The sequence below is a fragment of the Myroides sp. C4067 genome (genome assembly GCF_038039665.1).
Taxonomy (GTDB): domain Bacteria; phylum Bacteroidota; class Bacteroidia; order Flavobacteriales; family Flavobacteriaceae; genus Flavobacterium; species Flavobacterium odoratimimum.
On record NZ_JBBPHJ010000016.1, the window covers coordinates 1 to 20,107 of the forward strand.

At 33.4% G+C, this 20,107-nt stretch carries 20 protein-coding genes; 3 read left to right on the forward strand and 17 right to left on the reverse strand.

The annotated features are described in order from the left end of the window. Positions 1-65 precede the first annotated feature (65 nt). The 9 genes from AABL87_RS11990 to AABL87_RS12030 form a co-directional block, all read right to left on the reverse strand. Complete coding sequence (locus AABL87_RS11990) at positions 66-1,121, reverse strand: hypothetical protein (protein ID WP_006261674.1); 1,056 nt, start codon at positions 1,119-1,121, stop codon at positions 66-68. Positions 1,122-1,358: 237 nt separating this feature from the next. Continuing rightward, positions 1,359-1,646, reverse strand: coding sequence for a GNAT family N-acetyltransferase (locus AABL87_RS11995; RefSeq protein ID WP_006264147.1), 288 nt, complete (start codon positions 1,644-1,646; stop codon positions 1,359-1,361). Between the two features lie 80 nt (positions 1,647-1,726). Further along, positions 1,727-2,128 (reverse strand): OsmC family protein, encoded by a 402-nt coding sequence (locus tag AABL87_RS12000; protein ID WP_006264148.1) that lies wholly within the window; start codon positions 2,126-2,128, stop codon positions 1,727-1,729. Position 2,129: 1 nt separating this feature from the next. Continuing rightward, positions 2,130-3,044, reverse strand: coding sequence for a pirin family protein (locus AABL87_RS12005; protein WP_341277409.1), 915 nt, complete (start codon positions 3,042-3,044; stop codon positions 2,130-2,132). A 732-nt stretch (positions 3,045-3,776) separates the two neighbouring features. Continuing rightward, the gene (locus AABL87_RS12010) at positions 3,777-4,178 is read right to left on the reverse strand and encodes a DoxX family protein (protein WP_016649014.1); all 402 of its coding nucleotides are present in this window, start codon (positions 4,176-4,178) and stop codon (positions 3,777-3,779) included. A 12-nt stretch (positions 4,179-4,190) separates the two neighbouring features. Next, positions 4,191-4,811 carry a hypothetical protein gene (locus AABL87_RS12015; protein WP_016649013.1) on the reverse strand — a complete coding sequence of 207 codons (621 nt, stop codon included), beginning with the start codon at positions 4,809-4,811 and terminating at the stop codon, positions 4,191-4,193. 102 nt (positions 4,812-4,913) lie between these two features. Next, positions 4,914-5,504, reverse strand: a complete 591-nt coding sequence (locus tag AABL87_RS12020) for a Crp/Fnr family transcriptional regulator (RefSeq protein WP_016649012.1) — start codon at positions 5,502-5,504, stop codon at positions 4,914-4,916. Between the two features lie 317 nt (positions 5,505-5,821). Further along, complete coding sequence (locus AABL87_RS12025; protein ID WP_016649011.1) at positions 5,822-6,151, reverse strand: DMT family transporter; 330 nt, start codon at positions 6,149-6,151, stop codon at positions 5,822-5,824. 125 nt (positions 6,152-6,276) lie between these two features. After that, positions 6,277-7,086, reverse strand: a complete 810-nt coding sequence (locus AABL87_RS12030) for a hypothetical protein (protein ID WP_341277410.1) — start codon at positions 7,084-7,086, stop codon at positions 6,277-6,279. Between the two features lie 151 nt (positions 7,087-7,237). Here AABL87_RS12030 and AABL87_RS12035 point away from each other — a divergent pair, with 151 nt between their 5' ends. After that, positions 7,238-8,734: an aminotransferase-like domain-containing protein gene (locus tag AABL87_RS12035; protein WP_341277411.1), complete on the forward strand. Its 1,497-nt coding sequence runs from the start codon at positions 7,238-7,240 to the stop codon at positions 8,732-8,734. An 83-nt stretch (positions 8,735-8,817) separates the two neighbouring features. Continuing rightward, positions 8,818-9,198: a lipocalin family protein gene (locus AABL87_RS12040; protein ID WP_006261682.1), complete on the forward strand. Its 381-nt coding sequence runs from the start codon at positions 8,818-8,820 to the stop codon at positions 9,196-9,198. Between the two features lie 76 nt (positions 9,199-9,274). On the opposite strand, the gene AABL87_RS12045 is transcribed toward AABL87_RS12040, so the two are convergent. The 5 genes from AABL87_RS12045 to AABL87_RS12065 form a co-directional block, all read right to left on the reverse strand. Beyond that, a complete protein-coding gene (locus AABL87_RS12045) occupies positions 9,275-9,973 on the reverse strand; it encodes a hypothetical protein (RefSeq protein ID WP_006261683.1) in 699 nt (232 codons plus the stop codon). Positions 9,974-9,996: 23 nt separating this feature from the next. Further along, positions 9,997-10,680 carry a DUF4328 domain-containing protein gene (locus tag AABL87_RS12050; protein WP_016649008.1) on the reverse strand — a complete coding sequence of 228 codons (684 nt, stop codon included), beginning with the start codon at positions 10,678-10,680 and terminating at the stop codon, positions 9,997-9,999. A 22-nt stretch (positions 10,681-10,702) separates the two neighbouring features. Further along, on the reverse strand, positions 10,703-11,314 hold the full coding sequence (locus tag AABL87_RS12055) for a hypothetical protein (RefSeq protein WP_016649007.1): 612 nt from the start codon (positions 11,312-11,314) through the stop codon (positions 10,703-10,705). Between the two features lie 54 nt (positions 11,315-11,368). Beyond that, positions 11,369-12,415 carry a tyrosine-protein phosphatase gene (locus AABL87_RS12060; RefSeq protein WP_283840154.1) on the reverse strand — a complete coding sequence of 349 codons (1,047 nt, stop codon included), beginning with the start codon at positions 12,413-12,415 and terminating at the stop codon, positions 11,369-11,371. A gap of 132 nt (positions 12,416-12,547) precedes the next feature. Then, positions 12,548-14,026, reverse strand: coding sequence for a catalase (locus tag AABL87_RS12065; protein ID WP_341277412.1), 1,479 nt, complete (start codon positions 14,024-14,026; stop codon positions 12,548-12,550). A 329-nt stretch (positions 14,027-14,355) separates the two neighbouring features. On the opposite strand from AABL87_RS12065, the gene AABL87_RS12070 reads away from it, so the two are divergent. Then, positions 14,356-15,117 (forward strand): hypothetical protein, encoded by a 762-nt coding sequence (locus tag AABL87_RS12070; protein WP_006261688.1) that lies wholly within the window; start codon positions 14,356-14,358, stop codon positions 15,115-15,117. A 2-nt stretch (positions 15,118-15,119) separates the two neighbouring features. On the opposite strand, the gene AABL87_RS12075 is transcribed toward AABL87_RS12070, so the two are convergent. The 3 genes from AABL87_RS12075 to AABL87_RS12085 all read right to left on the reverse strand — a co-directional run bounded on the left by AABL87_RS12075 (position 15,120) and on the right by AABL87_RS12085 (position 20,095). Then, the gene (locus AABL87_RS12075) at positions 15,120-17,132 is read right to left on the reverse strand and encodes a sensor histidine kinase (protein WP_006264159.1); all 2,013 of its coding nucleotides are present in this window, start codon (positions 17,130-17,132) and stop codon (positions 15,120-15,122) included. 105 nt (positions 17,133-17,237) lie between these two features. Beyond that, positions 17,238-18,545 (reverse strand): cryptochrome/photolyase family protein, encoded by a 1,308-nt coding sequence (locus AABL87_RS12080; RefSeq protein ID WP_006258442.1) that lies wholly within the window; start codon positions 18,543-18,545, stop codon positions 17,238-17,240. A gap of 119 nt (positions 18,546-18,664) precedes the next feature. Next, the gene (locus AABL87_RS12085; RefSeq protein WP_341277413.1) at positions 18,665-20,095 is read right to left on the reverse strand and encodes an anion permease; all 1,431 of its coding nucleotides are present in this window, start codon (positions 20,093-20,095) and stop codon (positions 18,665-18,667) included. Between the last annotated feature and the right edge of the window lie 12 nt (positions 20,096-20,107).

Consider the following 20,107-nt stretch of genomic DNA (forward strand, 5'->3'; position numbering starts at 1 on the left):
TTAATTCTTAATTCTTAATTCTTAATTCTTAATTCTTAATTCTTAATTCTTAATTCTTAATTAAACTATATCTCGTGTTGTAATACGAAAGCTTTATTATAAGTCTCTTTGCGTTGTTTACGAGGATAGAATACTAATCCTATTTTACCATCAGCGATAGGGCTTATTCCTGACAATACTAAATCATTATTATCAATAGACAACACTTCCTTAGTCAATAAGTTTTGATATCCTTTTTTATTCTTGTTATAGAACAGTTCTACTAGCTCATCATTCTTAATCACTAACCATCCATTTCCAAACTCAGTCGTGAATTGTACTGCATTAGTATCATCACTTACGCGTTGTGGATGCCAAGTACCGAAGAACTCATCACCGATATTAAATAAGTCACCATACATCCCTTCTCCATCTGCATCTATCTCTACGATACCTATCTCACCATTCTCCTCACATAATAAATATGATTTCTCATCAAATGACAAGGTCAGCGCTTCGTGTACAAAAGGAAAATCAAACTCTAATAATCTTCTTCTCACTTCCTCTCCATTTTCATCTATCTGACGATGAAGCCATCCGTCCTCTACTTCTGTGATGATATGAATCTCTCCATTTCGTACACAGATCTTATTATCTTTAGGAAAAGGAATAGCTACTTTCTTTTCATCTACTAGCACACCATCTTTAAACACTATAACATTCATCACATCTGCCGCCTTTTCGCTCCAGATATCTACATTATAAAAAATAGAATGATCAGTTGTACATCCTACAAAACGCCCATCAAATGACTTGCTACTTTTAAATCCTTTTATACTCTTATCAAATATAGAATAAGAAGTCATCTCTTCTTCCTCTCCACTTACTAGAGAAACAAAGTTCTCCTTAGTAGGGCTTAAAAATAAAGTAGGCAATACTCCTCTAGTCTCTTTCTCCTCTTTTGTATTTCCCTCACTATCAATGATAGTATATACTAATTCGTACGTATTAGTATCTCCTTCATTCGAATAAATATAATTCGCGACTAACAATCCTTCTTTACTCCAACAGTTTCCCTTTACACTTAAAGCATAAGGAACTTCTATTGTAGATATTAATCCAAAAGGTGTTTTTTCGTTCATAAGATTCTATATATTTAATTTGGTACAAAGGTAACAAAAACAATATAGACATACTCGTTAGAACACAAAACTTATTTAGTGGACAGTAGACAGTTTACTGTTAACAGAATTGTCTACAGCATAGTACTGTAATACTGATGGTGCAGATTTATAATCCGTGACAATCACACCGCACAATAACCACTAAGTACATCTTGTCTATAAGAAAATTCTTAATTCTTAATTCTTAATTCTTAATTATACTAATACGTCTCCTATCTCAGCATGCATCTTTTTAAACATAGCTGATGCAAAAGGACATAACGGTAATACCTTTAAATTCTTTTCTCTTACGTAAGGGATTACTCCTTCAAGCAATATAGCCTTTCCTACTCCTTTACCATTAAATGCCTCTTCTACTCCCGTATGATCTATAATAATCTTATCTGTACCTGCTACAGAATAAGTCATATCTCCAGCGCGTTGCCCGTCTATATAAGCGACGAATGCTCCTTTTGTTTCTTGGGCTTCATGTTTTATTTCCATAGTATATTTCTTTTATTGGTTAATACTTTTCTTTTTTCTTAATACTCCTTATCGGTTTTCTGTTCCCTGTTTCCCGTTGTCTAAACAGCTAATTCTGTATTAATGGTTACCTCTCCTGTCAATACTTTATGTACAGGACACTTATCAGCTATAATAGCCAATCTCTTCTGCATATCAGCATCTAATAATGCACCTTCGAAAGAAACCTTTCTATTAAAAGTAGTCTTTGTCCCTGTAGTGTCTCTAGTCATTTCTATTTCCACCACGATCTTCTCAGCTTCCCACTTCTTTCTATCCATATACATTCTCAGTGTAGCTGCTGTACAGCTAGCTAGTGAAGTAGCTAATACTTCGAATGGGTTAAACCCTTTATTCTGTCCACCTAGATCAGCAGGCTCATCAGTAATCAATACATTACTACCTGCCGTAACCTCTGTATAATATAACTCTGTACCTAAAACGGCTTTTACTGTTACGTTCATATTACTTCTTATTTTTAAATGATTTCATCCCTTCTGGAAACGGTACATAACTATCACTATCGCCTTCAATTAAAGGAAACACATCATAGTTCTGATCGATCCAATCTTGTTTTGCTTTCTCTAATTTGTCTGTATCATGAGATACGAAATTCCACAGTATATAGCGCTCTTCTGGTAGAGGTTCACCTCCGAAGATATAGACTGTAGTATTAGGCTTCATTTCGAACTCACATAGCGTACTATCATTAGAGATCAAGATATTCTTAGGTTCGTACTCATGCTCACCACTCTTCACTCCTCCTTCTAAGATATACATCGCCGCCTCTCCGAATAATCCACTTCCGATATTAATCTTCTTGTGTTCTGTAGATTTGATTTCGATATAATACAATGGGCTATATACAGGCACAGGTGATTTTCTTCCTAATGCTTCTCCTGCTATCAGTTTATACGACACACCATCCTCTTCCCAACTTGGTAAGTCTTTTGCTTCAATATGAACAAAAGAAGGCTCCATATCCTCTAATTCTTTAGGCAATGCAATCCAAATCTGTAACCCGTGTAGAATAGCATCAGGCATAGTCGTACGTATATCCTCTGGCATACGCTCAGAATGCACTACCCCTCTACCAGCTGTCATCCAGTTTACCGCACCTGGAGTGATACGCTCTACGCTTCCCACACTATCTCTATGCATGATCTGTCCTTCAAATAGATAAGTCAATGTAGATAGACCTATGTGAGGATGTGGATCTACATCTAAATTATCGTGTTCTGCTACGGATATAGGTCCCATGTGATCTATAAAAGAAAATGGCCCTACTGTGCGCTTCTGTCTAAAAGGCAATAGTCTTCCTACTAAAAAGTTACCAATACTAGCTGCACGTTCCTCTATAACTAAATCTACGTTTGACATAATATGAATATTTAATTGATGAATACTTTATTGTTCTAGTGTAAAATTAAAGAAGTTCTCTTCATTACTAGTTAATATAGATTAAGAACCACCTTAATTTATCCCCAAAACTCTTCTCTTTAAAGATACTGCTTCTATAGAAAAAAGTAAAGTTGAAAACACTTTTTTAACGTTTCTAAGTACTCAGCGTTAATTAAGCATTCTCTAATCCCTTATTCTCTTCGAGTTTCTTGCAGTTTGCTAGGGGTATTCTTCGAGTTTACTAGCCCAAAGCACGTTTTTCAGCAAGAATACTCCTAGAAACCCTCAAGGAATCTCCTAGCATCCTACATCATGACTAAGGCACTACACACATTGAATAGTATATAAAAAAAATAAAGCATAAGTCAACTCAATAAACTTATGCTTTATAAACAAAACCTAAATAATAAAATCTTATTACTTATCTGATGTTAATTAACTACGTTAACATCGCTCAAAAAAAATAACTATGAAAATGTATACTACACCTAGACAACAACAAATGCTGTGCCAAAAAAAGCAATCAGAGCGAATAAAATGCTTTTTTATTCATAATCCTATACTACACCTCATCAATTAATTCACTAAACTTGAGTATTAACAAGGGGTAACCCTATTTTTATCACAGATCGTATTCTTGAGTTTTTTATTACCTATGTCGTTACAATGTTCTTTTTAGAGCAAAATGAATAACTACTCTATCTCATCTATTTAATCCCATTTATGCTCAGATGACAAAGCTAACTTCCCTCCTCCAGTAAAGAATAATCCAACAGCAACTAAAGCGTAGATACCTAATAACTCTACCTTCCATCCACCATTATCATTTAGACTAAATACATCTGCACTCTGTACTAATAACATAGCAGTAATACAGTTAATAGCAAACACTAAACTCGCTAATCGCATTCTATAACCAGCCAAGATTAAAAGTGGGGCAATGACCTCTCCTACATAAACTCCATACCCAAAGAAAGCAGGAAGTCCTTTATCTACTAATATTCCTTGAATAAACGAAATACCATTAAATAATTTTCCTATTCCGTATAACAACATTGGAAAGCCAATACTAATACGCGTAATTAATAAACCGATGTCTTGATTCTTGTTCATTTCTATTGTATTTTAAAGATTTATTTTTGCAAAAACACCAACGTTTTCTAGGTGTTTCCATGAATTATTAAACTGTTCTAAGTTGGCTGCTACCCCAAAGCTATATTCCTCATACTTCACCCCTAATCTGATATGTTGGAATCCTCTGGTATATTCTTCTGCGTTCACATTACCGACTGCAGATACTCTGAATAATCCTTTCACTTTATCTGTCAGCTGAGGGGTATATTCAAATAATAATGATTGTTCTAGTGTAAAACCTGCTTGGTATGTTGTCCCTACAGCATAAGAGAACAATACCTCCTTACCAGATACCTGATATTGAAGCAACATACTAGCAAACTTGCCTGGATTCTTAATCCCTACTGAAGTGTTTAAAGTAAAGTGTTTTGAAAATTGATAAGCTAGCGTATTACGCATAAATAGAATATTGTGCTTATCATCATCATACTCTGTATCAAATAGAATAAGGTTCTGAAGTTTGACCTTATCGCTAATCTGATAATTAAATGTATGGGTGTAAAAGTAAGAACGGTGACCTACCATTCCTTCTGGATTATATGAAAATTTCTGAGCGAAAACACCTTGCCCAAAAACCATTAAAATTACTATATAAAAAAAAGCTAATCTCATTTGTCTTCTATTCTTATTTGTATAGGACAAATGTATTAGCTCGAGAGAACGTGCTTCTTAAGATAACTTAAGAAGCACTTATTGGGTAAAAAAACTTATTTATTATAAGTTCTTTTTCTTTAAATAGCTTAGAAACTCAGGAGTCACACCTAGATAAGAGGCTATGATATACTGAGGCACGCGTTGTTCTATATCTCTGTAATCCTTAATAAACTTCTGGTATCTAGCATAGACCTCTGTGCTTAAATTCTCTAGCATACGCTCCTGCAGCGCTACATAAGCACTCTGAATCTTAATTCTAAAAAATGTAGATATCTCTGGAACCTCCTGATAGAGTTGCTCTAGATTAGACTGACTAATTTGCAAAATTACAGCAGGTTCGATAGCTTGAATATACATCTGAGAATCTTTCTGTGTCAAAAAACTATACAAATCATTTATCCACCAATTCTCAATACCGATCTGTAGAGTATGCTCTTGACTATTCTCATCTAGATAATAACATCTAGCACTCCCCTCTACAATAAAGCGCATAGAATTAGAAGGTTGCCCAGGAGTAAGAAGAAACTCCTTCCGTTTTAATTTCACTATTTCTAAACTGTCTAATACTTTATGTACAGCCTGTTCATCTAGTGTAATAGTCTGTCTTAAATGAGTTATAAAAACTTCAAAATACTGCTCCTGCATATTCATTGCTCAAAAATAAAAAACAAAGAAACACTTTTTATGGCAATATAAAAATGATAAAAAAAGCTTTATTATCAACAAAACATATCACATATCAAACAATATTGATTTATAATGAAGCTTAACAAAGAACGGGGTTTTGTATTCTAAAAAGCTTTATTACTTTTAGGGTAAGACAATCAAAGGTTAGAAGGTCTTAATCTATAGTTACTACTATTAACAACACAATCAACTACTTTTTATCATGAAAAAGGGACTATCGCTTGATAGTCCCTTTTTTAATTTATCTATAATAGATTCTAAAAAATACTCTTTATTCTTACTTATGATGCAGCTACTACTTTAAGCCCAATAATAGACCCTATCAAAGTAGCGATAAAAAACATCCTCCAAAAAGTAGCAGGATCTTTAAATACAAATATTCCTACTAATACTGTTCCTACAGCACCTATACCAGTCCATACTGCATAAGCTGTTCCTAGTGGTAAGGATTGAGTTGCCTTTACAAGAGCTGCCATACTACAAACTAAGGCTATCAAAAAAGCGGCATACCATCCTACTGCTTCTGCTCCTGTAGCTTCCTTAGCTTTACCTAAGCAAAAAGTAAAACCTACTTCAAATAATCCACCAATAATTAAAATTATCCAGTTCATTTGTTCTAAAAATTTAAGCGTGCAAAGGTGGATAATATAATTTTATTATTTTTTATCAAATGAAAATAAAATTGTCATTTATTTTTAATATAGAAGCTTACCTACTAAGCCTAATTATACTTGACCTATAAACAAGAATTAGCAAATGCTAGAATACTTCGGTTTAAGACAGCATATAGTTCTGCTGACAGTTCCTTATACCTCTTCTCTTGATTATCATTACTGAACTGTCCTACATCATTCCACGAGCCCATCCCCCCGAATACATAGGCTCTATCAGTAGCTTCCATTAAGGCTAAAGCCTCTTCTGTATATCCTCCTTCTACAATCATATCTTTTAGATAGGTAGTTGTAGACGGTTTCTTATTCTCTAATACACTCTTAGCTCCAGCGAATATAGTTTCCCAATTAGCTAGTTCTTCTACCTTACAGAAAGCTACTAGCTCTTCTAATACTGACATAAGGGCTAAGCTCTGTTCTTCTATCTCATATTTAATGCTTGGCAATTCGTTAATAGGAGCAAGTCTATAGGTTACATCCCATATTCTATCTGCACCTAACTGACGTTTATCCTCATTGACCTCCCACTTGCTATACCAAAACTCTGATCGATCTTCTAACACAGTCTCTACCATCCATACTCCCCCACCTCCTACAAATCCTGCTGTCATATACTCTGGTGTATTCGGTTTTGCAAAAGATTGATAGAATAACTTTACTTGCTTTACTCCTCTGAATTTTAAAGAAATAAACCAGTCTATAGGCGCTTGAGTTGTATATTGATTCTTATCTCCTACTACAGGAATATGAAATAACACTTTATTACAATACATAGAGATCTTCTCTCCTTGATTAGAAATCTCTGGTAAATGATCATTTAAGTATGCGTTAGAATAACTAACTACACTAACCATCTGAAGGATCGATACATTCATAGCTATAAAATAAAGCCCTAAATTATATAAATATACGATAGGACACAAAAACTAAAAGCCAATATTCACAAAAATATTGAGCATAAAAAAGTATATCTATATGCTAAAAACTGTATATTGCTGGAATAGATAATACTTAATATTTCTAATCATGGCTAGTCCGGTTAAAATCCCTTATCAGAGTTTTATAAAAATAGATAGAAACTCTACTACTGCAGTATATATGCAAATCGCTAATCAGTTTAGCAATGCTATACAACGCAACTTTATCCCTGAAGGGACTAAACTACCTGGCACTAGAACAATCGCAACATTGCTTTCGGTAAATAGAAATACAGTAATCGCGGCATTTGAAGAAATAGCAACACAAGGATGGATAGAAATGATCCCTAATAAAGGGTGTTTTGTATTGAGCAAAAAGTCTATTCGCCCTAAAACAAGTACTGATATAGATTATCAGAATATTCAACAATATCCAAGTAAACCAGGATATTCCTTTCAAGTCAATAATGTGCTAGATTCTCCTTATGAGACAAATCATTGTGACTATATGTTTAATGATGGTACGACAGATACAAGAATAAGCCAACTGAGTCAACTATCTTCTTTCTATAGTGCTAACCTCAAAAGAAAAAGCAATCGAAAAAAACTATACAATATAAAAAGTGAGGATAACTACCCATTCAAAAGTAATATGGCGAATTATCTAAACCTATCTAGAGGACTACATATCAGTAAGAATAATATACTGATCACACGTAATACCGAAATGAGTATCTACATCGCTTGTAGAGTACTACTATCTCCTGGTGATAAAGTGATCGTAGCTAAGCTGAGCTACTACTCTAGTAATATGACATTTCAAGAAACTGGAGCTCATGTATTAACGGTACCTGTAGATGAGCAGGGTATAGATGTACAAGCGGTAGAAGAAATGTGTAAATCACAGACTATCCGTATGCTGTATCTAACACCTCATCACCACTACCCTACTACTGTAACCTTAAGTGCACAGCGCAGAGTAAAACTTCTCAACTTAGCACGTAAGTATGGTTTTATTATTCTAGAGGATGATTATGATTATGACTTTCACTATGACAAAAGCCCTGTATTACCACTAGCAAGTGTAGACTCAGATGGCATGGTAGTATATATAGGATCATTTGGCAAATCATTAGCACCAACTTTTGAGCATGGGTTTATTGTAGCACCAGAAAGTGTATTAATAGAAATGCAGAAATACCTGAGATTACTAGATCCTAGAGGAGACATTATCATGGAACAGGTACTAAATGAATTAATAGAAGAAGGCGAAATCTTTAGATATCTAAAAAAAGCTTCTAAAATATACAAAGAAAGACGGGACTCTTTCGCTGAGTTATTACAACAGTTCTTTAATAATGATATTCATTTTACAGTACCTGCTGGTGGATTAGCTATTTGGACAGAATGGAACACTCCTATTAACCTGATGCAACTACATAAACAATGTGCTAAAAATAACTTATATCTACCTAAAACCCTACTCTATCAAGACAGAAAATTAACAGGAATGAGATTAGGATTTGGTCATTTAACAAAAGATGAAATGGTAGTTAACCTAGATATTCTTTATCGTACTATACATGCGCTAAAACCTTCTAAATAGAAACCAATTCACATTATTTTAAATACCCATATTTAATTTTTATCACTATATTTGTTTAGTATTTCCTAATTTTAACAATTAATATGAAAACATTTAAGACTAGTATTTTTATAATATTATGTGGAGTAGCCTTTTATAGCTGTAAAAAGGAAGAGAGCTTTAAACTTCCTGAAATGTCAGAACATGAAAAGTCATTAAGCATACATGTGATTGGTGATTGGACAGAATTCACTCCCTTTAATGAGAATAAGCCTAAGAGTTTTTCTTTAAAAGAGAATGGAGACGCTACATCAGTAAATATGATGACTAGTGAATATGAGAATTGGTGGATACAGAATCACGAACTTCTAGTGTTATCTAATAGAGATACCTTACATTTTACAATCAAAGCAAGTAGTGAGAATATCCTTGTTTTAGAAAAAAACAATCAAGAGTTTACCTATAAAAGAGTAGGTACAAATTAATTTATACTTTCAAACATAAAAAAGAGAGGGAAGTATCATAACGTATACTTCCCTCTCTTTTTTATGTTGTCATATATCACCAAATCGGTATTTTATGTAGATAAGCTTGCTGGAATAATTTGTCCTCTATAGCATCACTTCTAATATATCCTTTATACTTAGGTGAGCTCATTTCTTTATAAATTCGCCTAGCTTGTCCTACTAGACCTTCTTGCTTGATAAAATTATTAAAGCCTAAGCAATTCTCTTCATAAGAAGCAAAACATGCCATAAAATCTAATGGATAAACAAATTGCTTAGGAGACATATTTACATTAAATCTCCACCCTTGTTCAATAGTATAAGCTATCAGTGCCTCTCTATTTCTAAACTGCTCAAATATAGGATTCACATAAGTAGAAAGAAGCTCACTAAAAACAGCTGTTTGATCATCAAGGTTCTTGGAGTTAATTTCCCAACTAAACTTCTTCGGGAGAACAGGAATAACATCATTAAGATTAGCTATAAAAACAGTATCTACTGCTAAATCCTTACTTCTGTACTTCTGCAACCTCCATGCTTTTAACTGTTCTGACAACACCATGACAAGGCATGATAACTGTACACTAGTTTTCACTTCGCTCTGAATAGCATGAAACTTCAATACTAACTCAAAATCTGATGATTCTATTCGTTGTTTTAATATCAGACCTTTCTGAGTAGCTACAAAGCCTTCATGTAGATAAGGTGTACTGATATTCTGAATAAACTGTAAAAAAACTTGTTTCCCTGACATAAAAACAGTTTAAGAGTTGTATTTTATTCTCTTACTAGTTCAATACAGTTTGCATTCTCCTCTTTGTTTTCATGCTCTAACTTATAGATTAGGGCTTCCATCTTTCTATAAAAACTAAAATACGAAGCGAATACAAACAAAGTAAGTAATGATAAAGCATTAATAATCACTCCTAACTTGATAATATACATAACATCTACTCTAGTAGCGATACTATACTGATATAAACGCAACAAATAGATCAATAAGAAACTAACCCAAAGCAATAAAATCCAATATGATCTAAACCTCTTTAGTTTAGTACTAGTATTTTTATGTATATATAAGACCGCGCTGATAGTCATCTTATTCAATAATCGATAAGGCATCACTAGATTAAAGACAGGTAAAAACCATCCGAATATTATCCAATACTTAGAATCATTTAATCGAGTATCTAAAGACTGCATATTCACATAGGCTCTATAAAACCATACGATAAATACTATAAAGAAAAAAGCGGCAGCTACAATATTTAATACTGTCACAATGAAGTTTATCGTTTCGAACCTTACTAAATCTTTATTTACATATTGCACACCTAGATTCGCTTTAGTATATATATTGTGCTGGATTAACAAACAGTTCAAACTAGCTACTGAAGATATTATCAATAGCTTAATTGCGACTATTAAAGCATCACCTCGACTTACATTAGACAATAACATATTTCTAATTTGTATTTATAGTTTATCTCCAAAGTTCTTGACTCTGAATCTTTATTTCTTTTACTGTATTTCCCTTTGTGTCTCCTATTTTATTCTCACAAACTACCCAATACATTAGTTTTCTCTTACTCTTTGGGTTAGTATAAACACAGCTAAGCAAGGGAGAATCAGGACTGTTACCTCTACCATTCTTATACTTCATAGGTGTAGTACAGTAAGGTTCTAATTCTTCTATCGTTGTATTATATAGATATGTAGGGTCTGCAAATTCTACTTTACCTTTGGCATCTTTGGTATATGTGCTTTGCATTAAAAACTGTAGCGTATAGAACAACTTCTCTCCCTGTTTTAGTTTCTCAACAGAAAAGCGAGATTCTTCTGCAGTTTTATATGGGATATAATACAAAGTATCTCCTTCAAAATTATCATATATACTGTAATCCATAGCTCCTTCTTTCATCTCTTTAGGGGCAATAGCTAAGGTCTTTAATATTTCTCTTACTTGATTATTATCAACATTCTCCTCTGTAACTAACTCCATTAATTGACCTATCTTCTGACTAAAAGATTGCTTCTGTGCACACATAATTGTTACACTAAGAAAGGCTACTATAGTAAATACTATTCTATACATAATTTTCCTTTTAATTTCTCTAAATTAAAACAATTGAAAGTGAACACAAAATAACTAGTACGTAAATTTCTGAATATATTCAGCTCGTTTCTCTTTACTTATTTTGAGTCCTTGCTCAATATAATTATCAACAGAACCGTACTCCTTCTCTATTCCTTCAAACATTGCTTGAATATAAATAGGCTTAATCCACGAAAAGTTCTCTATAACCTGATAGTTAATCTTCGGAAAGATTACTTTGCCTACTTTAGCAAGCTTCATTCTTCCCTCTACTTCACTTACTCTATAATTATTAGATAACATATATTCAGAAATGATAGTCTCTCTATCTACCTCTAAGATGCTAAGTATCATAGCTCCTATCATACCTGTTCTATCTTTACCTGCAGAACAATGGAACAACACTGCTTCTTTTGATTCAAAAACATCATCCATTATCTCTCTAACTAACTGTGGGTTCTCTGTCATATACAGTTTATAAAACTCCATCACTAGACTATCAGATTGTACAGGAGTCACTTTTCCTTTAAGCACATCCTTTTTAGTCTTAGAGAACATATCCTCAGAATCGTCATACACTTGCACATTCTTATATACTACACCTTCTGGTACTCTATCAGGTTTCTTCGTCACTTCTTTATCCGTACGCAAGTCTATAACTGTTTTGACATTTAGATTTTCAAGTTTAGCATATTCTTTCTCCTTTAGCTTAGAGAGGTGTCCACTTCTAAAGAAATGCCCCCATATGACCTGTTTTCCGTCTTTATTTCTAATCCCTCCCATATCACGAAAGTTGTGAACCTTCTTAAACTCAATATGCCTATTTGATCGATACACAGTATCATGATTAGAAATAACGGGAAATACTTGTCTTTCATTAGTTTTTACAAAATATTGACCTACCTCTGTCTCTACATGCGTACTTTGATCTAAGACAAGTTTTTCATCAGGAGTCAATTGCACCATATACCCTTTTTTGCTTTCTGTTACATTATCATTTTTATCTAAATCAGAAAAAAAAATAGGTTGATAAGTTTGATACGAACATCCTACAAATAAAGTTGATATAAATATTATCTTGAATAAAGTATAGTAGCGCATAAATATTGATATTACTGTTACTAACAAAAATAAGTATAATAATCTAGAATACAACTTCTGACATCGTTATGAAAAAAAAGATCCCAAATGCAAGAAGCAAAATGGGATCCTTTAAAAATATATAGATAACTATTATGAATTCATGTATTTACTGATGTCGAAGTTAAGTCCTTGTGCAACTCTAGTACCTAGTTCAACATTAGCTCTAAACCAGTGGCACAGCTGTCTTCCAATAATCTCATCACGCTTAGGTCCTTCTACACCACTCATTGCCGCAACGATATTAGCTACAGTATTTGTTTTCTCTTCAGCAGTCATAATCTCGTATAGTTTTCCTGGTTGACTGAAGTGGTCATTCTCTCCTTCTCCATTTCTATCATATCTATCAGCCACAACACTATGCAAATCTTGAGCTGGTTCTTTATAACTTTGATCTACTGTAATATTATCAAAGCTATTTGGGAAGTAGTTAGGTGCGTCATCACCATTACCATCTACTCTCATATAGCCATCTCTCTGATAGTTATTAGTCATAAATGGACAACGATTCACAGGTATCTGCTCATAGTTAGCACCTAGTCTATAACGTTGTGCATCTGGATAAGATAAAATACGTCCTTGTAACATCTTATCAGGCGAAAAACCAATACCGTCTACAATATGTGCTGGTGCAAAAGCTGCTTGCTCTACATCTTGGAAGTAGTTTTTAGGCATTCTGTTTAATTCAAGTACCCCTACATCGATTAGTGGATAATCACCATGTGGCCATACTTTTGTTACATCAAATGGATTAACAACTGCTTCTTTGGCTTGTTGTTCAGTCATCACTTGAATTTTTAGATTCCATTTAGGGAAGTTACCATTAGAGATATTTTCATATAGATCACGTTGTGCATAGTCCATATCTGTTGCTCTCATTTGGTCTGCTTCTGGCCCTGTAAGGTTTTTAATTCCTTGAGCTGTTTTAAAGTGGAACTTCACGAATACTCTTTCATTCTCGCTATTAATCATAGAGAAGGTATGACTTCCATATCCATTCATATGTCTATATCCAAATGGAGTTCCTCTATCAGACATTAAGATCATTACTTGGTGTAAACTCTCAGGATTTAATGACCAGAAATCCCATACCATAGTAGCTGATTTTAAGTTAGTACCTGGGTGTCTTTTTTGAGTATGGATAAAGTCAGGGAATTTCTTAGCATCTTTAATAAAGAACACAGGTGTATTGTTACCTACTAAATCCCAGTTACCATCTTCAGTATAAAACTTAACGGCAAAACCACGTGGGTCACGCTCTGAATCAGCAGAACCTTTCTCTCCTCCTACAGTAGAGAATCTTACAAAAACATCTGTTTGTTTACCTACTTCACTAAATAATTTAGCTTTAGTATATTTCGTGATATCATTCGTTACTGTAAATGTTCCATAAGCTCCAGAACCTTTAGCATGCACAATACGCTCTGGAATACGCTCTCTATTAAAATGAGCTAATTTTTCATGTAAAATATAATCTTCTAGTAATACAGGACCTCTAGTACCTGCTGTTAATGAATCTTCATGATCTACATAAGGTCTTCCTGAAGCTGTCGTTAATTTTTGTTCTTTCATAATTATTATTTTTGTCGTTTATCTCTCTTTTTCTTTTACAAACTTACAGTTATAATCCACTGATAACTAGTCTTAAGCATACTTTGATTCAATACAACTATTGATAAAATCTATTATTGTTTAAAAATTAATAAATCCAACCAATGATCTTACATTTATACTGCACTCAAATTTTAAGCCATTTCTATATCTAAAAATACGTTTTTTTTAGCTTATTAACTTTATTCTCTGATTATAAAATAGTTAATAATAATTTCAATTAAAATATATTTATCTCTGTAAATGCAGTATCTTTCTAACTCTTAGCAAATGGTAATTTTCAACACACAATGAATACAGCAGAATTTAGCTTTATATGTTTTGATCAATTAAATTCAGTTCAGAAAGATAACTTAGTACAAAAAATTAAAGAACTAAGTAACTTACCACAATACTTACAGGCAGACAGTGGCAAAGTAAAATATTGGAATTCTATTTTTAAAGTATTTTCTAGTCAGCAATTTATAGTACTAGAGAATAATAACCTTGTTGCAACTATACATTGTGTGCCTTTACATTTAACTAAAACAGAGTTCGCTAAACTCTCAGATGGAGGGTGGAGATGGGCATTAGAGAAATCATTTGCCGACCATGAACGTATCCTAAAACCAAATACTCTGTGTTGCTTATCTATTTTTACGAATAAGTCTTATTCTGAAAATGAAGTACACCAATATGTAATAAACAACCTAAAGCTTTATGCTACTCAAGAAGAATATCAAAACATTATCTGTCCCATAAGACCTAAGATGAAACAACATTATCCCTTACAAGATATAATGAATTATTCTCAATGGATTAATAATTCGGGATTACCATACGATATTGAAATTAGAAAACACGTAATCAATGGAGCTATTATTCAAGGTGTCTGCACTACCTCATTCTACGTCGAAGGTACTATTCTTCAATGGGAAAAATGGACTGGGTATACTTTTCAGTCTTCTGGAGAATACATTTTACCTATGGGATTAACTACGCTTAGAGTAAACGTTGAGCTTAACAAAGGATATTATACAGAGCCTAATATCTGGATGATATATAAACTGTAGATCTAGCTATTTTGAATAGAAAAAGAAATAGAAGTACCTATTCCTCTTTTACTCTTTACAATAAGTTTTGAATTCAACCCTCGAAGTCGTTCTTCCATATTTTTAATTCCTAATCCACGCTTAACAGATTTAAAGCTAAATCCTTTACCATTATCTATAACTTCCATACGAAAATATTGGTCTGATAGATATTCTATTACTAATTTACATTCTTTCGCTTCAGCATACTTCTGTACATTTTGAAATGCTTCTTGAAGAACTCTATAGATATTCACTTTTATCTTATGACTTAGTCTCTCTAGTTCTATTCTAGAGTCAATTTCAATACTAAAAACTGTACTGACATTTCTATTTTGCAAATAAACTAACTCCTCTAAAAGCTGTCCAAAATTACTAACTAAGAACTTCTCTTCATTGTATAGCGCATGAGAACTATTTCTAATAAATAACTCTACTTCTTGTACTTCTTTGACTAAAGATTCTTTAACTAACTCAAGGTTATCATTTTCTAATTGTAAAAGAGAAAACCGAGTAACAAATAGCTTGTTCAATACTCCATCGTGTAATTCTTTCGCAAACTTCTTACGTTCAATATCTTGAGCTCTTGTTATACTATTCTGAATATGAATAATAGAATCATAATATTTTTCTGTATCCTTTTGATACATTTGCACCAGAGCTATTTCTTTTGCCTTATTTCTATAGAAAATAACACATAGCATTCCAATAAAACTAAAAATAAGCGCTATACTCGCATAAGTAATAAGATTATTCTGATCTTTTAGAATTTGATTAGAGCGAATAAGCGAATCTGATTCATATTTTAATCTAGCGAACTTACTCCTAACCGCACTGATATCATTATTAATCAATTCATTAATCTGTTTATAATGATAAAAATTAGATTTAGAATCGATCTTATCATACATCATAAGTAATTCTATTGCCTTTTTCTGTACTCTTAGATCATCATATTGAGTAGCAGCAGAGAATACCTCTTCTAATAATTTAATCCCATTTACAAACTCCCCTCTTTCTAATTGATATTCAGCATATAGTATTTTATTCAGATTATAAGCATGATAGTTACCTATAGTTAGACTATGATCCATAGCTTCAACTATATAACTTATTACAGTATCATAGTTTTTATACTTTAATTGAAGTGATGCATTCGTATGCAGGAGCATAGAATAAAAAGATTCTTTATCCTTATTCTCCAATTGTTCTAAATACCTAAAAGCTTCTTGAATCGCTTCTTCTGCATCATTGTATTCGCCTTTCTCTATATAGGCTCGAGACAAATTATTTTTAATAGAAATCTTATTCATCAATATCTGTTCCCTTAAATAGAAGTTTTTAAGTTCTTCTGAGTCTAAATATGCTTCAGCTTTTTTTAGCATAGTGATAGCCTCATCATTTTTATCTAAACCCAACTCTATCACGGCTAGTACAAATGCTTGACTATACAGAGTATGCTTTGATACATTATACCCATTTAATGATATAGCTTGTAACAGTTGTATATGAGCTTCTAAAAACACACCTCTGCTAGCTAGCAATATACTGAAATACAAATACGTTTTTTGAAGATCTTCAATATTCTTTATCCCCTTATAATATTGAGCTGATTTATTGTAATAATAATAACTACTATCTGAAATAGCAGTATATTGATAATGCTCGCCTAAATCAAAATAGGCACTCGCTAGTGATGCACTATCCTTATTCTTTAATGCATTAAGATACTCATAGGTTAACTTATTTTTTTCATTATAAACATCTTCTTTATTCGCTAAAGCATTTTGCTTATAATAATACGCGTTACCTAATAAAAGTAAACGTTTAGCCAAGCGACTGGTTTCTACATAATGAACAGAATCAACAACCTCTTTTTTATCTATTAAATCTAGTCCTTGTGTCTGTTTTTGTACACCTACTTGCCTCTCCTTACTTTTAGTACAACTAAGAAAAAAGGGGATTAATAAGCAATATAAAATGTATTTTTTAAACATTACACTTCTTGATTCTAAGAAAAGTTAAATGTATGAAAAATTACGCTATCTCACCTATATCACCAACCTTTTTATTAATATTTTACACAATACTACTAAAATAAATTAATACTCTTGCAATCCTTCCTTAAACACTTCTAAAGCTCTTTCTCTAGCAAACTTATGTTCAACTATTGGTTGTCTATAATAGAGTTCTCGCCACTCAGGAACCCATTTATCCATATAGCTTCCGTCTTTATCGAACTTTTTTGCTTGCTCTGTAGGGTTAAATATTCTAAAGTAGGGTGCCGCATCACAGCCACAGCCAGCTACCCATTGCCAATTCCCATTATTAGAAGCTAAGTCGTAATCTAGTAACTGTTGAGCGAAATATGCCTCTCCCCAACGCCAGTCGATCAATAAATGTTTTACTAAAAAGCTAGCAACTACCATACGCACTCTATTATGCATAAACCCTGTAGCATTTAACTCTCTCATTCCAGCATCTACTAACGGATATCCCGTATTACCTTCACACCATGCCAAGAAGTCTGCCTCATTATTGCGATATTTTATACCCTCATATTTAGACTTAAAACAATGCTTTTCTACTGCAGGGTATAAATACATGATCTGACTAAAGAACTCTCTCCAAATCAACTCTGATAGCCATACATCGTTTTCTTTTAAAGCAATACGTACACATTTCCTAATAGATACTGTACCGAAGCGCAATGCTGTACCCAATAGACTAGTCCCTTTTATACTTGGATAGTCTCTATACTGATCATACCTCGAGACGATAGCTAGATCTACTTCATTGGTTATCTTCCTGTTTTCAGAAGGACGATACCCTAGCTGTTCTAAAGATAGAATATCACTTTGAAAACGATGAAACAATACCTTTTCTAAGGCTACGGTATAATCAAACAAATGATTTTCTGTCAATAATGATCTCCATTTTTTAGCATAAGGAGTATATACTTGATACGCTGTGCCATCTTGTTTTAAGATTTCACCTCCTCTAAAAATAACGTGATCTTTATATTGATAAAAAAGGATATTCTTTTGTTGAAGAAAAGAAGCTACCTCTTGATCTCTTTGAATAGCCTGAGGCTCATAATCTTCATTGCTATAAACAGCCTTTATTAAATAGTTATCTGCTAATTGTTCGAATGCCTCAGATACTGTACTGTGATAACATTGAACGCTTGAATTATACTTCTTCAGCTCGTCATTTATCTTCCCGACCTGCTCGTGAATATACTGCACACGCCTATCCTCTACATTGCTAAACTGCTCTAAAATATCTTTATCAAAGATAAATAGAGGTAGAATAGGGTATCCACTCTCTGCTGCATGATAAAAGGCGACATTGTCTTCTAATCTTAAATCACGTCTAAACCAAACTACTACTACTTCTGCTTTTCTCATCGTTTTCTTATTTATCCCTAGATTACCTTCGTATTATCAAAAAAGGGCTAAGCATTCTTTTATTCCCGAAAGATATAAAAGAATACTTAGCCCTACTAAATCAAATTATAAACTACTTATTAAAAAGCTCCTATTAAACTCATCCAACTCGTACCTACCACTAAATAAATAGCGAGTAGCATAACTCCGATGATTAGACCATAAGTCCACCACGACTTTAGCTCTACATACCCACTTCCGAAGAATACTGGTGCAGGACCATGTCCATAATGTGTTAATGTCCCGTAGATAGATCCCATGAAACCTAACATCATCGCTAATAATACAGGTGGAACTCCTAACGAGACTCCTACTCCTAATAAAGCAGCATACATAGCAGCTACATGAGCAGTTGCACTCGCGAAGATGTAGTGACTAAAGAAGTAAACAATCACAATAATAGGGAAAGCATAATGCCAATCCATATCACCCATTTTACCTTTTACTAAATCACTGAACCATCCGATGAAACCTAATTTATTCAATGAACTCGCCATCATCACTAATACCGCGAACCATACAATAGTATCCCAAGCTCCTTTTTCTGCCTTTACATCATCCCATGTCAACACAGATGTCAACAGTAAGATTGCTAAACCAATAAACGCAGTAGTAGTCGCATCGATACTAAATAAGTCTCCAGTAATCCAAAGTGCTAACAGAATAACGAAAGTCATTAACATCAAGATCTCTGATATAGATAGCTTACCCATTTCTCTTAATTTTTCAGCAGCCACCTTAGGCGCATCTCCTGTTTTCTTAAGTTCTGGTGGGAAGATTTTATATAATACTATTGGAGTCAAAATAAAAGCAACTAATCCAGGTACAAAACCTGCAGCTGCCCATGACATCCATGAAATATTAATTCCCATATCAGCAGCGAACTTCTGACACATTGGGTTACTCGCTGTACCTGTTAAGAACATAGATGATGCAATCAAGTTCATATAATAACAGTTCAATGTCAAGAAAGAACCTAACTTTTTATGTGTTTCTGGTTTAGTCGCATCAGAACCGAAGTTCATAGCCATAGACTTCATAATAGGGTAGATGATTCCTCCTCCACGAGCAGTATTACTAGGAATAGCAGGTGCTAATACTAAGTCTGCTAATCCTAATCCATACGCTAACCCTAATGTACTTTTTCCAAAGGCGCGAATAAATAAAAACGCAATTCTATTTCCTAATCCTGTTTTGATAAAACCTCTTGCAATAAAGAAAGAGATACCGATTAACCATATTACTTTATCTCCAAAACCACTTAAACTCAGTGCTATTGACTTACCTGGATCTCCAGGTGCTAACAATTGAAAGAATGCTGTTAGACCTACTGCTAACATACACATTGTTCCCATCGGTGCGGCTTTTAGGATAATACCTAAAATGGTACTTACGAATATGGCAAATAAATGCCAGGCATTTGGAGTTACTCCTTCTGGAATTGGACAAAACCATAGTGCAATCCCGATTACAGCTGTAATCGCAAGATTCTTAAGATTTACTTCTTTCATCACTTATACATC

Coding starts and splice junctions, on each gene's coding strand:
- AABL87_RS12010 (WP_016649014.1), bottom strand. CDS start 4,178: ATGAACAAGAATCAAGACATCGGTTTATTAATTACGCGTATTAGTATT.
- AABL87_RS12085 (WP_341277413.1), bottom strand. CDS start 20,095: ATGAAAGAAGTAAATCTTAAGAATCTTGCGATTACAGCTGTAATCGGG.
- AABL87_RS12080 (WP_006258442.1), bottom strand. CDS start 18,545: ATGAGAAAAGCAGAAGTAGTAGTAGTTTGGTTTAGACGTGATTTAAGA.
- AABL87_RS12035 (WP_341277411.1), top strand. CDS start 7,238: ATGGCTAGTCCGGTTAAAATCCCTTATCAGAGTTTTATAAAAATAGAT.
- AABL87_RS12015 (WP_016649013.1), bottom strand. CDS start 4,811: ATGAGATTAGCTTTTTTTTATATAGTAATTTTAATGGTTTTTGGGCAA.
- AABL87_RS12075 (WP_006264159.1), bottom strand. CDS start 17,132: ATGTTTAAAAAATACATTTTATATTGCTTATTAATCCCCTTTTTTCTT.
- AABL87_RS12000 (WP_006264148.1), bottom strand. CDS start 2,128: ATGAACGTAACAGTAAAAGCCGTTTTAGGTACAGAGTTATATTATACA.
- AABL87_RS12050 (WP_016649008.1), bottom strand. CDS start 10,680: ATGTTATTGTCTAATGTAAGTCGAGGTGATGCTTTAATAGTCGCAATT.
- AABL87_RS12055 (WP_016649007.1), bottom strand. CDS start 11,314: ATGTATAGAATAGTATTTACTATAGTAGCCTTTCTTAGTGTAACAATT.
- AABL87_RS12025 (WP_016649011.1), bottom strand. CDS start 6,151: ATGAACTGGATAATTTTAATTATTGGTGGATTATTTGAAGTAGGTTTT.
- AABL87_RS12060 (WP_283840154.1), bottom strand. CDS start 12,415: ATGCGCTACTATACTTTATTCAAGATAATATTTATATCAACTTTATTT.
- AABL87_RS12005 (WP_341277409.1), bottom strand. CDS start 3,044: ATGTCAAACGTAGATTTAGTTATAGAGGAACGTGCAGCTAGTATTGGT.
- AABL87_RS11995 (WP_006264147.1), bottom strand. CDS start 1,646: ATGGAAATAAAACATGAAGCCCAAGAAACAAAAGGAGCATTCGTCGCT.
- AABL87_RS12020 (WP_016649012.1), bottom strand. CDS start 5,504: ATGAATATGCAGGAGCAGTATTTTGAAGTTTTTATAACTCATTTAAGA.
- AABL87_RS12070 (WP_006261688.1), top strand. CDS start 14,356: ATGAATACAGCAGAATTTAGCTTTATATGTTTTGATCAATTAAATTCA.
- AABL87_RS12040 (WP_006261682.1), top strand. CDS start 8,818: ATGAAAACATTTAAGACTAGTATTTTTATAATATTATGTGGAGTAGCC.
- AABL87_RS12045 (WP_006261683.1), bottom strand. CDS start 9,973: ATGTCAGGGAAACAAGTTTTTTTACAGTTTATTCAGAATATCAGTACA.
- AABL87_RS12065 (WP_341277412.1), bottom strand. CDS start 14,026: ATGAAAGAACAAAAATTAACGACAGCTTCAGGAAGACCTTATGTAGAT.
- AABL87_RS11990 (WP_006261674.1), bottom strand. CDS start 1,121: ATGAACGAAAAAACACCTTTTGGATTAATATCTACAATAGAAGTTCCT.
- AABL87_RS12030 (WP_341277410.1), bottom strand. CDS start 7,086: ATGAATGTATCGATCCTTCAGATGGTTAGTGTAGTTAGTTATTCTAAC.